This is a genomic window from Streptomyces sp. NBC_00353 (assembly GCF_036108815.1).
Classification (GTDB): Bacteria; Actinomycetota; Actinomycetes; order Streptomycetales; family Streptomycetaceae; genus Streptomyces.
Genome location: NZ_CP107985.1, coordinates 4,254,410 through 4,267,587 on the forward strand (window position 1 = coordinate 4,254,410; position 13,178 = coordinate 4,267,587).

At 68.7% G+C, this 13,178-nt stretch carries 12 protein-coding genes; 3 read left to right on the top strand and 9 right to left on the bottom strand.

Annotation, left to right across the window (positions count from 1 at the left end; translation table 11 throughout):
* Window positions 1-170: 170 nt before the first annotated feature.
* From OHA88_RS19135 to OHA88_RS19155, 5 genes are all read right to left on the bottom strand, one after another.
* Window positions 171-599, bottom strand: coding sequence for an ATP-binding protein (locus OHA88_RS19135; protein WP_267002348.1), 429 nt, complete (start codon window positions 597-599; stop codon window positions 171-173).
* 186 nt (window positions 600-785) lie between these two features.
* Window positions 786-1,205: a (deoxy)nucleoside triphosphate pyrophosphohydrolase gene (locus tag OHA88_RS19140; protein WP_328626417.1), complete on the bottom strand. Its 420-nt coding sequence runs from the start codon at window positions 1,203-1,205 to the stop codon at window positions 786-788.
* Window positions 1,206-1,325: 120 nt separating this feature from the next.
* Window positions 1,326-1,526, bottom strand: a complete 201-nt coding sequence (locus OHA88_RS19145) for an SPOR domain-containing protein (RefSeq protein ID WP_328626418.1) — start codon at window positions 1,524-1,526, stop codon at window positions 1,326-1,328.
* A 192-nt stretch (window positions 1,527-1,718) separates the two neighbouring features.
* Window positions 1,719-3,533, bottom strand: coding sequence for a purine-cytosine permease family protein (locus OHA88_RS19150; protein ID WP_328626419.1), 1,815 nt, complete (start codon window positions 3,531-3,533; stop codon window positions 1,719-1,721).
* A 213-nt stretch (window positions 3,534-3,746) separates the two neighbouring features.
* A complete protein-coding gene (locus tag OHA88_RS19155; RefSeq protein ID WP_328626420.1) occupies window positions 3,747-4,499 on the bottom strand; it encodes a GntR family transcriptional regulator in 753 nt (250 codons plus the stop codon).
* 292 nt (window positions 4,500-4,791) lie between these two features.
* On the opposite strand from OHA88_RS19155, the gene OHA88_RS19160 reads away from it, so the two are divergent.
* The gene (locus OHA88_RS19160; protein ID WP_328626421.1) at window positions 4,792-6,165 is read left to right on the top strand and encodes a glycoside hydrolase family 18 protein; all 1,374 of its coding nucleotides are present in this window, start codon (window positions 4,792-4,794) and stop codon (window positions 6,163-6,165) included.
* A 112-nt stretch (window positions 6,166-6,277) separates the two neighbouring features.
* On the opposite strand, the gene OHA88_RS19165 is transcribed toward OHA88_RS19160, so the two are convergent.
* Entirely contained in the window at window positions 6,278-7,861 is a 1,584-nt protein-coding gene (locus OHA88_RS19165) for a S8 family peptidase (RefSeq protein ID WP_328626422.1), read from the bottom strand.
* A gap of 248 nt (window positions 7,862-8,109) precedes the next feature.
* On the opposite strand from OHA88_RS19165, the gene OHA88_RS19170 reads away from it, so the two are divergent.
* A complete protein-coding gene (locus OHA88_RS19170) occupies window positions 8,110-9,207 on the top strand; it encodes a threonine synthase (RefSeq protein ID WP_328626423.1) in 1,098 nt (365 codons plus the stop codon).
* A gap of 57 nt (window positions 9,208-9,264) precedes the next feature.
* Here OHA88_RS19170 and OHA88_RS19175 read toward each other — a convergent pair whose 3' ends face one another.
* Both OHA88_RS19175 and OHA88_RS19180 read right to left on the bottom strand, forming a co-directional pair.
* A complete protein-coding gene (locus tag OHA88_RS19175) occupies window positions 9,265-9,747 on the bottom strand; it encodes a cupin domain-containing protein (protein WP_328626424.1) in 483 nt (160 codons plus the stop codon).
* Between the two features lie 150 nt (window positions 9,748-9,897).
* Window positions 9,898-10,398: a levansucrase gene (locus tag OHA88_RS19180; RefSeq protein ID WP_328626425.1), complete on the bottom strand. Its 501-nt coding sequence runs from the start codon at window positions 10,396-10,398 to the stop codon at window positions 9,898-9,900.
* A gap of 419 nt (window positions 10,399-10,817) precedes the next feature.
* Between OHA88_RS19180 and OHA88_RS19185 the strand changes: the two genes are divergently transcribed.
* Window positions 10,818-11,570 carry a carbonic anhydrase gene (locus OHA88_RS19185; protein ID WP_328626426.1) on the top strand — a complete coding sequence of 251 codons (753 nt, stop codon included), beginning with the start codon at window positions 10,818-10,820 and terminating at the stop codon, window positions 11,568-11,570.
* A 127-nt stretch (window positions 11,571-11,697) separates the two neighbouring features.
* Here OHA88_RS19185 and OHA88_RS19190 read toward each other — a convergent pair whose 3' ends face one another.
* Window positions 11,698-13,137 (bottom strand): ATP-binding protein, encoded by a 1,440-nt coding sequence (locus tag OHA88_RS19190; protein WP_328626427.1) that lies wholly within the window; start codon window positions 13,135-13,137, stop codon window positions 11,698-11,700.
* Between the last annotated feature and the right edge of the window lie 41 nt (window positions 13,138-13,178).

A 13,178-nucleotide genomic window follows, 5' to 3' on the forward strand; every position in this document is an offset into this window, starting at 1 on the left:
CGCGACCGTCCCCTCCAGCTCACACACCGGACCGGTCCTGCCCGCAGTATTCAGCACTACGGCGCTTACCGACACGGCGTTCACGATCACAGCACGGTCTCAGTCCCTTTCAGCCAGGTACTGACAGGCAATGCCCGGGCTTTGTGATCGCTGTGCGTCCCACCCCACTCCTAACCAGGGAGGGCCAGCTCGAACCACACCGTCTTGCCACTATTTCCGTGCCGCGTCCCCCAGCGGCGAGCAGAACGGGCCACGAGCTGCAACCCTCGGCCCCCTTCGTCATCGGGTCCGGCAGCGCGTTCGGTGGGCGGATCCGGAAGCGGATCGGAGACTTCCACAAGCAGTCCGGGACGGGTGTCCGGACCTTCGCCGTTGGGTTGGGGACGCACGAGTCGTACGCCGATGGGGCCTGAGGTGTAGCGCATGGAATTGGTCACCAGCTCACTGACCAGCAGAACGGTCACATCACCGACCGTCGCGTCGAGCCCCCAGCCGCGCAGTGCCTCGTGGACCGCATGCCGAGCGGTGCGCACGGCCCCCGGCACAGCCGGAAAGGTCCACTCGGCGCAGTCGCCTTCGGTATCGATCACGCCGATCACTTCCCAAGACCAGCAAACAGGGAACGTCTGTTTAAGGGGACTAATCAGCCCATACCCGATATTTGGGGTGGACTATCGCTGGAATCGACATGTGGGGCGTACGGGTGTAGGGCGGCGTGCGCGCACGGAGGGGGCGCACGGTCAGTGGCGCGCGCCGTCCGACAGAGGCCCGGTCGGGGCGCCCGATCAGGAGCGGTTCCGGTCGGAGGCGGCTCCGGTCGGCAGGCGGCGCATGGCCTCGGCCACGGCGGGCCGGTCCTGGTCGAGCCAGTCGACCACGTCGCTCTCACCCGGTCCGAGCCATCTCAGTTCGTCATGGTCCTGGAGCGGGGCGGGCACACCGGACACCAGCCGCGCCGTCCATACCCGGAGCACATAGCCGGGCGCCAGTGGCCACTCGCCGGGGATGCGCTCCAGCGGCTCCGTCTCCACACCGAGTTCCTCGCGGAGTTCACGCACGAGCGCCTGCTCGCCGGTCTCCCCCGGCTCCAGCTTCCCGCCGGGCAGCTCCCACCGGCCCGCCAGCTCAGGCGGGGCGCTACGGCGCGCGGCCAGCAGGCGTCCCTGGTCGTAAACGGCTCCGGCCACCACCACGCGATCGTTCATACGCCGGAGCGTAACCCCCGGCCCGCGACGCTCCGACCGCCCGCCGCGACCACTCCGACCCGCCCCCGCTCGCGCGCCACCGGCCGGCCCGCTCCCCGAGGCGGCGGCCGAGGAAGGCGGTCAGGGACGGGCGCTCTGCCCCAGACGCTCGACCCAATAGAGCTGCTTGTGGCCGCGGCTGTCGAGCTTGTCGGCGATCTTCTGCGCCTCGGCCTGCGTGGCATATCGGCCGACGCGGTACCTGTTGCCGTTGTCGTCCTGCCTTATCACCAGCCAAGGGAGCACGGCCCCGCCGTCGCTCATCGTGTCCCTCCCGAGCATTGCGCCCCTCCCCTGAACGGCCTGCACGACTCTAAGGATCCCCAGGAAACCGCAGTACGCATATGCCCGAGCGTACGCCTGACCTTCACGCAACGGATACGTAATTACACAAAGAGGCACCGATCCGGCCAACACAAAGGGGCGCACTCATCCTGGTGCGCCCCCCTGTGCCACACGGATCACTTGCGTCGCCTACGCCTCCACCTCCGTCGACGCCGCTGCCGCTGTCGCTGCCGCTGCCGCTGTCGCTGCCGCTGCCGCTGCCGCCCGGATCGTCGGCATCGGCATGAGGACCGGACCGGCCGCCGGTTCCTTGCGGCAGACGTCCCCGCACTCCGCGTCCAGCGAGCAGCACAGCGAGCAGATCGGCCCCGACCGGACCGGGCAGTCGGCGATGTCCGGGAGTTCGTAGGCGGTGTCGCAGACCGAGCAGGTATGGGTGGCCGTGATGTCCTCGATCTCGACGTCCGGGCCGTTCACCGGATTGGGGCGGGCCAGGTAGTACTTCCCCTTCGTCGCCCAGGCGATCAACGGGCAGAGGGTCAGGGAGAGTCCGGCCGCGATGAAGGTCGAGAAGGCCTCCGCGTAGGCACCGAACAGTCCGAAGAACGCGAGGATCGAGACGGTTGAGGCGATCACCATCGCGCCGAATCCTGCCGGGTTCACCGCGTACAGATAAGCGCGTTTGAACTCGATGTACCGCGGGCTCAGCCCGATCCGCTTGTTGATGACCAGGTCGGCGGCGACGGCCGCGATCCAGGCGATGCCCACGTTCGAGTAGAAGCCCAGCAGTTTGTTGAGGGCGGCGAACATGTTCATCTCCATCAGCGTCAGCGCGATGGCGAGGTTGAGGAAGATGTACCAGACCCGGCCCGGGTGTTTGTGGGTGATCCGCGAGAAGAAGTTCGACCAGGACAGCGAGCCGCTGTAGGCGTTGGTCACATTGATCTTGATCTGCGAGACGATCACGAACAGAGCGGCAGCCGGGAGGGCGAATGAGCCGAGCCACGGCTTCAGCGCCTCGATCTGCGGTGCGATCGGCTCCAGTGCGTGCGTCTTGCCGACCGCCTCCAGAGCCACGAACGCCAGCAGCGCGCCGCCGAGCTGCTTTGCCGCCCCGATGACGACCCAGCCGGGCCCGGCGGCGAGCACCGCGAGATTCCAGCGCCGCTTGTTGGCCTCGGTCCTCGCGGGCATGAAGCGCAGATAGTCGGCCTGCTCGCCGATCTGGGCGATGAGCGAGAGCGCGACGCCCGTACCGAGCCCGAAACCGATCCAGGAGAAGCCGGATCCCGCACCCTCCGTACCGCCGAAGGAGCCGAACGCACCCCAGGCGTCGGGGGCTTCGAAGGCGAGCACGACGAACGGCAGGACCATGCCGACGATCCAGATCGGCTGGGTCCATGCCTGCACCTTGGCGAGCGCCCCCATGCCACGGAAGACGATGGGGATGACGATCAACGTGGTCAGCAGATAGCCGACCTCGACCGGCAGTCCGACGGCCTGATGCATGGCCTGCGCCATGATCGAGCCTTCGAGGGCGAAGAAGATGAAGGTGAAGGACGCGTAGATCAACGAGGTCAGCGTCGAACCGAAGTAGCCGAAGCCGGCGCCGCGCGTGACCAGGTCCATGTCCAGGCCGTACTTCGCGCAGGCCCGGGCGATCGGTATGCCGGTGAGGAAGATGATCGTCGCGGCGGTCAGGATCGAGGCGAAACCGCTGGTGAAGCCATAGGTGAAGACGATCGAGGCGCCGATCGCGAAGTCGGCGAGATAGGCGATGCCACCGAGTGCGGTGCCCGCGACCATCGAGGGCGACCAGCGGCGGAAGGAGTGCGGCGCGTAGCGAAGTGAGTAGTCCTCGCGGCTTTCGTCGGCGGCGAGCTTTGCGTAACTGCGCCTGGGGGGCGGCGGATCGGCGGGCCCGGTCTCCGTTGCTTCCGGGACCCCGGCGGGCTTCCCCTCCGGGGCCTCGGTCGTCGTCGTGGGGCCGGCAGTGTCCGTCATCGGTGACTTCCCGTTCGTCAGTCCGGTGTGCGGGTACGAACGGGAAGGTAAGAGCAGGACATGACAAACCGTTACAGCCAGTGATTGCCCATCGGTTAAGAGAACTGAGTGGGCGTTAACTCGTCATCACGGGCGCCGGACAGGCCGTCCGAGTATCGGTCATCCGACAGGAACTCGACGCGACGGTCGCCCGGCAGGGGCGAGACGTACCGGTCACCTGACGGGAAGGTGGTAGGAGATCCGGTAGCGGTCGGCGGGCACCACCACGTCCGCCGTCTCGACCGGCCGACCCGATGCGTAGTACGTACGCCCGATCACCATCACCACATGGCCCGGCACGCCACCGAGCGCCAGGAGCTCCTCCGCAAGCCCCGGGCGCGCGCCGACCTGCTCGACCACGTTGTCCACGACGACGTCGATCGCGGCCATCCGCTCGACCACCCCACAACCACCCAGCGGGCCTTCCTCCGGCAGCATCACCGGCGTGCGTCCCGTGATCGCGAGGGGTTCCCAGGAGGTGGAGAGCATCATCGGCTCCCCCGCTTCCCGGAAGATGTATCTGGTGCGCATCACCCGGTCCCCCGGCTCGATATCAAGGCGGTCGGCGATCTCCGGGCCCGCCTCCTCCTGTTCGCTGCGGGACTCCCAAGTCCCTCGCACCCCTTCCGCCGTCTGCTCCTGGCGGAACGGGCTGGCTCCCGCGTCCGGCCGGTAGCCGGAGCGGGCGATGCGACGCGGGACCGGGCGTGCACGCACATACGTACCGGAGCCGGAGCGTCCCTCGACCAGGCCTTCCGCCATCAGCACCTTGCGCGCCTCCAGCGCGACGGTGTCCGAGACCCCGTACTCCTCGCGGATGCGGGCCTGCGACGGCAGGCGCGTGTGCGGCGGCAGCGAACCATTGACGATCTTCTCTCGCAGATCGCTCGCAACGCGCAGATAGGCGGGCTGCTCACCGAATGTCACAGGCCACTCCCAACAGGTTGACAGTCTGCAACAGCCTGGCAACCGTCGGTTGTGAACCGCAAGCACAGGCCAAAGTTTCACCCGAAGTGATGATTTGGCGCTGCCCTGCACATATCGAGGCCCCGGCCACCACAGGAATCCCGGTCACGCTCGACCCGGTGCGGCGCCCTGCAGCCCCTCGATCATGCTCGATCACCGCCAACCCCTTGACCCGTTTTGGTCCAGACCAATAGTTTCCTCACCACACAGCACGGCTCTCGCACCTCTCAGCGCACCCACAGGAACGGGCCCCATGCGTCGAAGAACCCTGTCCAGACTGGCCATTGCCGCCTGCGCCCTCTCGCTGGCGGCCGGGATCGCACCCGCCGCCTCCGCCTCCGGAGGCTCCGCCTCCCCCGCCCACGCCTCCGGTTCCGCCGCCTACAAGCGCGTCGGCTACTTCACCCAATGGGGCGTCTACGGACGCGACTTCCAGGTCAAGGACCTGGACACGAGCGGCACCGCGGCCAAGCTCACCCACGTCAACTACGCCTTCGGCAACGTCAGCGCCGACGGCAAGTGCTTCACCGGCAATGTGCCGGGAGAGGCCGACGCCTGGGCGGACTACGTCCGTCCGCTGGACGCCGCAGGGTCGGTCGACGGCGTCGCGGACACCGACACCCAGCCTCTCGCGGGCAACTTCAATCAGCTGCGCGAGCTGAAGGCCAAGCACCCCGGCCTCAAGGTGATGATCTCCCTGGGTGGCTGGAGCTGGTCCACCCACTTCTCGGACGCGGCCCGCACCGCCGCCTCCCGCAAGGCGTTCGTCTCCTCCTGCATCGACCTGTACATCAAGGGCAATCTGCCGGTGGACGGGGCGCGCGGCGGCGAGGGCGCGGCGGCCGGTCTCTTCGACGGCGTGGACATCGACTGGGAGTGGCCCGGCTCCGCCGGCGACACGGACACGGTCTACCGCCCCGAGGACAAGCGGAACTTCACCGCTCTGGTGCACGAATTCCGCACCCAGCTCGACGCGTACGCGAAGAGCACTGCCAAGGAGGGCAAGGGCCACGGGCACAACAACAAGCCCAAGCACTACGAGCTGTCGGCGTTCGTCCCCACGGCTCCGGCCAAGATCGACGCAGGCTTCGACGTCCGCCGCATCATGCGGGACTTCGACTTCGTGAACCTGCAGGGTTACGACTTCCATGTGTCCGGCGAGACGACCACGGCGCAGCAGTCCGCGCTGTACGCGAAGAACGACTTCAGTGTCGACCAGACCGTGCGCGAATGGATCGGGCGCGGCGCCCCTGCCCGCAAGCTGGTCATGGGCATGCCGTTCTACGGTCAGGGCTGGACCGGCGTGACGGGCGGCGGCGACGGTCTCGGCCGGCCCGCCGCGGCCCCCGCACCCGCCACCTGGGCTGCGGGCTACGAGGACTACAAAGCCCTCAAGAAACTGGCCGAATCCGGTACGTACAAGATCCATCGGGATGTCAGGAACGGCCACGCATGGCTGTTCGACGGCACCACCCTGTGGACGTACGACGACCCACAGGTGCTCCGCACCAAGACGTCGTACATCCGTCAGCACGGTCTGGGCGGCGCGATGTTCTGGTCGCTGGACGGGGACACGGACGACGGCGAGCTGATGACCGCCGTCGACCAGGGCCTCGGCCGGCGCTAGAGGGTAACCCGCAGACGCCCCCAGGGCACTGGTCAGCGAGGGTGCGGGGGTGACCGCCGATGCGGTCGCCCCCACACTTTCAGCAACTCGCGAATGCCCTACGGACGCGGCATCAGAACTGCAGCGCCCAGGAGTTGATCCGCCCGGTGTCGGCCGCCGCGTTGTCGCTGACCCGCAGCTTCCAGGTGCCGTTCGCCACCTCCGACGAGGCGTTCACCGTGTAGGTGGTGATCACGTTGTCGCTGCTGCCGCCCGTTCCGTACGCCTTCAGGTTGTAGACCGAACCGTCGGGCGCGACCAGGTCGATCCTCAGGTCGCCGATGTAGGTGTGCGTGATGTCGACGGGCACGCTCAGCGCCGCCGGCGCGTTGCCGGTGACACCGGTGACGGTGACCGGCGACTCGACGGTGGAGTTGTCGCTGATGGTGTAACTCGTCGTGTTCTCGAACTTCGGTCCGGGCGGAGTCGTGGTGCCGGTGCCGACGTTCAGCAGCCGGTTCGGCGAACCCGTGCCCGGGCTGGTCACGACTCCGGTGGCGGCCGCGGCGACCAGTCCGGCCGAGACCTGCGCGGGGGTGTCGCTCGGGTGGTCGGCCAGATAGAGGGCCGCGGCGCCGGCGACGTGCGGGGTCGCCATCGACGTGCCGGAGATCGTGCTGGTGGCACTGTCGCTGGTGTTCCAGGCCGAGGTGATCGACGAGCCCGGGGCGAAGATGTCCAGCACGCTGCCGTAGTTGGAGAAGCTGGAGCGGGCGTCGGTGCTGGTCGTGGAGCCGACGGTGATGGCCTCGGTGACGCGTGCCGGTGACTTGGTGGAGGCGTTGGTCGACTCGTTGCCCGCGGCCACGGCGTAGGTGATGCCGGACGCGATGGAGTTGCGCACGGCGGCGTCGAGCACGGAGTCCGCTCCGCCGCCGAGGCTCATGTTGGCGACGGCGGGCTTGACGGCGTGCGCCGTCACCCAGTCGATGCCCGCGACGACCTGGGCGGTCGTGCCGGAGCCGCTGTCGTCGAGCACCCGGACGGCGACGATCTTCGCCTTCTTGGCGACGCCGTACGCGGAACCTGCCACGGTGCCCGCCACATGGGTGCCGTGGCCGTAACCGTCCTGTGCGGTGTTGTCGTTGTCGATGGCGTCGTAGCCGTACGAGGCCCGGCCGCCGAAGTCGCTGTGGGTGATCCGGACACCGGTGTCGATGATGTACGCGGTGACGCCCTCGCCTGCCTTGTCGGGGTAGGTGTAACTCCCGTTCAACGGCAGGTTCTTCTGGTCGATCCGGTCAAGTCCCCAGGAGGGCGGCGACGGCTGGGTGCCGGAGACCGTGAAGGTCCGGTTCTGCACGACCGACTTGACGGCCGGGTCCGCAGCGAACTTCTTCGCCTGGGCGGCGGAGAGCTCGACCGCGTAGCCGTTGAGCGCGGCGCGGTAGGTCTTCTTGATCTTGGCGCCGTACTCCTCGGCCAGCGCCTTGCCCTGCGCGGAGCCCGCTTCGGCCGCCGATTCGTCGAGCGTGACGATGTAGCTGCCACTGATGGTGCCCGGGGCGCCCGCGTTCTCGATCCGGCCTTCTGCCGCCGTCCCGGCCGCGGTGGCGGGGAACGCCGCAGCGGTGGAGAGAACGAGAGCGGCGCCGGCTATGACGCCCGCTGCGGCGAATCTTCGACGCGCGTGGGGGGTGTGACGCATCACTGACATGTGAGGGATCCTCCTCAATTGCGGTGCGCTGGTGGGGGTGTGGCGCGGGATGCAGGGACTGAGGGCGGAGACAGGAACAGAGAACAGGCGAGATCATGACCATGACAACCAACTGCTCCGGGATCCGTGCTGCCCATCGCCCGGCCGACAGCGAAAGATTGACCGATCCATAGGAATCCCACAAGGGCCCCGTGGGCTGTGCCATACCTTCGCCATTCGCCCGCCACACGCCTGACATGCTGGCGGTCATGGCCACCTATCTCTGCCCGCAGGACGGCACCCGCGCCGAGACCACCAGCCTGACCTGGTGCTGCCCGGTCTGCCGCGGCCCCTGGGACCTCGACTTCGAAGCCGCCGGGCGGCTCTCACTCGACTCCCTGGCAGGACGCGTCAATTCACTGTGGCGTTACGCGGAGGCACTGCCCCTCTCCTCGCCCGCCACCAGCCTCGGGGAGGGCCGCACGCCGCTCGTGCCGCTCACCCGCACGGTCTCGGCCAAGCTCGACTTCCTGATGCCGACGCTCTCCTTCAAGGACCGAGGCGCCGTGATGCTCGCCGAACTGGCCCGCCGCCTCTCCCCCGAACGCGTCGTCGCGGACAGCAGCGGCAACGCGGGAACGGCCGTCGCCGCCTACTGTGCGCGGGCCGGACTGCCCTGCACGGTGTACGTCCCCGAGGGCACCTCCCCGAAGAAGACCGAACAGATCCGGGCCCACGGCGCCCGCCTGGAGATCGTCCCCGGCGACCGGGAGGCCACCGCACTCGCTGCCCGGGCCGCCGCCGACTCCCCCGGCACCTTCTACGCCTCGCACGTCTTCAACCCGTACTTCCTGCACGGCACGAAGACATACGTCTACGAGATGTGGGAAGACCTCGGCGGCCGGCTCCCCGACGCCATCGCCGTACCGGTCGGCAACGGCACGTTGCTCCTCGGCGCGGCCCTGGCCACCGCGGAACTCCACGCCCAGGGCCTGATCGACGAACGGCCGGCGCTGATCGCCGTACAGGCCGAGGCCGTCTCACCGCTGGCCGCCGCCTTCCACGCGGGTACGGACGGCCTGCTCGACGAGTCCGGCCGGGCGGCCGCCCCCACACTCGCCGAAGGCATCGCCATCCCCCGCCCGCCGCGCGCACGCCAGATCCTGGCGGCGGTGAGGGAGTCCGGCGGCACATTCATCACGGTGACGGAGGATCAGATCCGCAAGGCGCAGCTGGATCTGGCGGCACGCGGCTTCTACGTCGAGACGACCGGCGTCGCCTGCTGGGCGGCGGTCGGCGACTGGACGGACCGCAGCGTCGTCGTACCGCTGTGCGGCGCGGGACTCAAAACGGGCCTGGCGCCCTGACCTCGCATGCGGTCACCTGCACGCCATGACCGGCATGCAGGTGACCCGCCGTGCCGATCAGTCCGTCCAGTACGTGTCGTGCTTGATGAAGAACTCGGCCCGCTCCTCCTGTGACCACTCGGCGGCCTGAGCGACCTTCTCGAAGTACTCCTCGCGCGGCGCACCCGGCGTGAACAGCAGCAGCATCGACGCCGGCGCGTCGGAGTCGTTCCGGAATGCGTGCAGCCCGCCCTGCGGTACGTACACGAAGTCGCCCTGCTTGGTGTCGATCCACCGCTCACCGTTGTAGATCCGCACCGTCCCGTCGAGGATGAAGAACGATTCCGAGATCGACCGGTGGAAGTGCGTCGCCGGGCCGCCCGCTCTGGGCGCCATGTCCATCCGGTACAGCCCGAACTCGCCGTGCGTGGTGTGCGTGGTCGCCAGATAGTGGGTGGCACTGCCGGTGCGGGACTGCAGGTTCGGCACCGTGTCGGCCGGCCTGTACGTGGCGCTGATCTCTCCCTTGCCGTCCCCGTAGATCGGCTCCGGATACGACATGCCGTTCTCCTCTCGATGCTGCCGGTGCTCTCGGTAGGGTCGGTGCTCTCGATGCTGCCGGTGCTCGGTGCGGCGGCATCGGGTGACGATCGAGGCCGCTGATGTGTCGAAGCCGGGCGGCGGTACCTGCCCTCCCGTAGGATCCGCGACTCAGCTCTGTGGCTGGAAGTAGCGAACACCCTTCTCGATGAGGTGCCCGGCATAGGCGCGCCCGATGGCCGGCTTCCCCCGGTACATCCCCACGTGTCCCTGGGCACTGTCGACGACGACCGGTCGGGCGAAACAGGCGAACCGATTGCGCTGCTTCTCCTCCGCCCAGGCCATCGCGGCCGGGTCGATCCGGTCACTGACCAGCACAGGGAAGCAGGCGACACCGGTCTGCATGCCGACGGGCAGCCCGCCCTTGTTCTTCTTGGCGTACGTGAGCACCTGTGTGGTGAACGTGTCGACGACCGGGACGGTGATCTCGGGCACGGCGGCGGCCACGGTGAACAGATGCAGATTCGTGGCCGCCCAGCGCATCCGGAAGTCGGCCCTCCGGCCGACGAGCACAGGCGCGCCCGCCCAGTCCTCCCAGCGCGGCCCGCAGCCGTCGGCCGCCAGTCGGCTCTCGACCGATGCCAGGTAATTCCGTATCGACTCTTGGCTCATGGCCGAGATTGTCCACGGGCCGGGCGCGGTCCGGAAGCCGACACCGGCTGCCGAAGCCGCGCAGGGCCGACTCGGGCAGGACGGGCTCCATGACGGACCCGCAGAACGCGGAGCCGGCGAAGCGCACACTGCCGGGAATCGTGGTGCCGGGCGGGTGGCGGACGTCTCGACCGACGGCCTGACGGTGCGTCGGGAGGGAAGGGCCCGGGCTGCGGTGCAGGAGAGCCCCGAGGAGTGGTGCCACTCGGCCCGCCTCGCGCATCAGGCGCTCAAGCAGCTGCCCGAAGCCGGCCCTGTGGGCCGTCGGTGGCAAAGCAGCCCTTGTCCTCGTGCGCCTGCCGTCGGGCTCCCACGCCGCGCTGAACAATCGCCCTGGTCAAGACGTAGGACGTGGCTCAGCGGACCGAGGGGAACGACCGATGGACAGAACGGCACATTCGGATCGCAGAGCTCTGCTCACCGGCGGACTTGCGGTCGCCACGGTTGCGCTTGCGGGGTGCTCGTCGACGAGCGCCACCCCGTCGACGAACAGCGCTCCGTCGGCGAGCAGCGCTTCGCCGGAGGCGCGGCCGGCCACGCCCGCCGCAGCATTCGCGAGGCTGATGGACGGCAACAAGCGCTGGGTGAGCGGAGATCTACAACATCCCGACCGGGATCCGGACCGGCGCGAGCTCGTGGCCCAGACGCAGGAGCCTTTCGGGTCGATCCTCGCGTGCATCGACTCCCGGGTACCGCCTGAACTCCTCTTCGATACCGGGCTGGGCGACCTTTACGTGATGCGCACCGGCGGGGAGGCGGTCGGCCCGGTGGTCACGGGTTCCGTGGAGTACGGCCCCATGACGAGTGGCACTCCGCTCATCGTGGTCCTCGGGCACCAGCGCTGCGGCGCCATCGAGGCGGCGTACAAGTCCATCCGCGACGGCAAACCGCTGCCGGGAAACCTGGAGGCGATCGCCAAGGCTCTGCGGCCGGCGTACGAGCTGGCAGTCCGGGAAGGCGGTGCCGATCCGGTCGAGACCATGGCCCGCGCCCAGGTCAGGCTGACCGCGGCCGATCTGCGCTCCAACCAGGACCTGGCCCCACTCGTGGCAAAGGGCACCCTTGCCGTGGTCGGCGCCTACTACTCGCTCGACACCGGCAAGGTGGAAGTCCTGGCCGGCGCGCCTTCCTGACCCGCCGGACCGGACGGATGCGCGTGGCCGGGTCGGTGAGGATGAACGGCACCGCCTCGTCGAGGCGGTGCCGAAGCAGCCGAAAGCACCACGCCGCTCGCGAGGTGGGGGACTTCGGGCTCCGCGGCTATCGGGGCTGCCACGCCCGTACGAGGTCCTCCGGTCCCCAGTGCGCGGCCAGCGGCAGATCGTCGGCCACACCGCAGCGGGAGACCGCGACCAGCGGAGTGTCCGGGGCGGCACCGGGGACGGCGAGCACGTCGCGTACCAAGGCGTCGTACTCGTGACGGCCGAAGGGCTGGGTCTCGAACCACTTGACCGACCCGACGAAGTGCACCTGCCGCGCCACCGGCTCGCGGTCCGCACCGATGAGGTCGACCTCGGGGTTGTTCTGACGGTTCCACCAACCGCCGATGGCCTCGGTCCCGGGCCACTCGTCATCGGGCATCAGACGCAGCAGGGACTCGCGGATCAGCGGCTCGACCGCTCTCCCGCGCCAAGTGGTCCATGACCGCTCGATGCGTTCCAACGCCAGGTCACCGCGGCCACGCTCGATGAGTGGGATCGCGCGCGCCAGGAAGGCCAGCCAGAACCGCAGATACGGATCGGCGATCCGATAGCGCTTGTTCTTGGTGTCCGACTTGACGGACAGAGGGAGATCGGCGGCCAGGACGCGCTTGGCCTGCAACGTTGCCAACAGCGGGGAGAGCGTGCCGGACGGCAGCGCGCCGGCGCCGCCGGCCTGGGCTGCGATCGCGCTGAATGTGCGCTCACCGCTGCCGACCGCTTCCAGTACGGCTCGCGAGTGCGAAGCCTCGGGGAATTCGCCCAGCAGGGACAGCTCGCCGGCCACCAGCAGAGGCGAGAGAGGATTGGCGACCGAAGCTTGCAGAAAGGCCGTACGCCCCATTCCCGGCCGCCATGACTGCACGATCTCGGGGAAACCGCCGGTGATCAACTGGGCGTCGACAGCTTCTGCGGCGTCGAGCCCGGTCATGGCCTGCACGTCGGCCAGGTTCAGGGGCTGAACGGTCATTTTGGCCGCCCGGCCGAAGAACGGGCGCCCGTACGACTGCAGTGCCTCCATCACCGATGTATCGCTGCCGACCAGCAGCAGAAGCACGGGCTTGGAAGACAGGTGCCGGTCCCAGACGGTCTGGAGTGCGCCCTCGAATTCCTGATCCTGCTCGACCAGCCAGGGCACCTCGTCAATCACCGCGATGCTGGGCGAGTCATCGGGTACCGCGAGTGCCAGCGAGCGCAGGGCCTGGTTCCAGTCCTGCGCCTGGAGGCCGGCGATCAACTCCGCCCCTGGCAGCAGTGACTGCGCGAGGGTCGCGACAAAGTCGGCGCGCTCCGTCACAGGGTTACGCCCCCGGGTGGCCTGGAACACCACGTACGGCGCCCCCGAGCGGTCGCAGAACTCCTGGACCAGTCGCGACTTCCCCACGCGGCGCCGACCCGTCATGATCACGGCCCGCCCCCGGGTGGCTCCACGCCCCTCGGCCACCGTCCGGTACTGCTCGGCCAACAGCTCAAGATCTCCGGCCCGGCCTTGGAACTCCACGAGGCATCCCTGGTATTTAACGTAGATTGATTCTTACGTAG

Coding starts and splice junctions, on each gene's coding strand:
- OHA88_RS19140 (WP_328626417.1), bottom strand. CDS start 1,205: ATGAACGATCGCGTGGTGGTGGCCGGAGCCGTTTACGACCAGGGACGC.
- OHA88_RS19145 (WP_328626418.1), bottom strand. CDS start 1,526: ATGCTCGGGAGGGACACGATGAGCGACGGCGGGGCCGTGCTCCCTTGG.
- OHA88_RS19150 (WP_328626419.1), bottom strand. CDS start 3,533: ATGACGGACACTGCCGGCCCCACGACGACGACCGAGGCCCCGGAGGGG.
- OHA88_RS19160 (WP_328626421.1), top strand. CDS start 4,792: ATGCGTCGAAGAACCCTGTCCAGACTGGCCATTGCCGCCTGCGCCCTC.
- OHA88_RS19165 (WP_328626422.1), bottom strand. CDS start 7,861: ATGTCAGTGATGCGTCACACCCCCCACGCGCGTCGAAGATTCGCCGCA.
- OHA88_RS19170 (WP_328626423.1), top strand. CDS start 8,110: ATGGCCACCTATCTCTGCCCGCAGGACGGCACCCGCGCCGAGACCACC.
- OHA88_RS19175 (WP_328626424.1), bottom strand. CDS start 9,747: ATGTCGTATCCGGAGCCGATCTACGGGGACGGCAAGGGAGAGATCAGC.
- OHA88_RS19180 (WP_328626425.1), bottom strand. CDS start 10,398: ATGAGCCAAGAGTCGATACGGAATTACCTGGCATCGGTCGAGAGCCGA.
- OHA88_RS19185 (WP_328626426.1), top strand. CDS start 10,818: ATGGACAGAACGGCACATTCGGATCGCAGAGCTCTGCTCACCGGCGGA.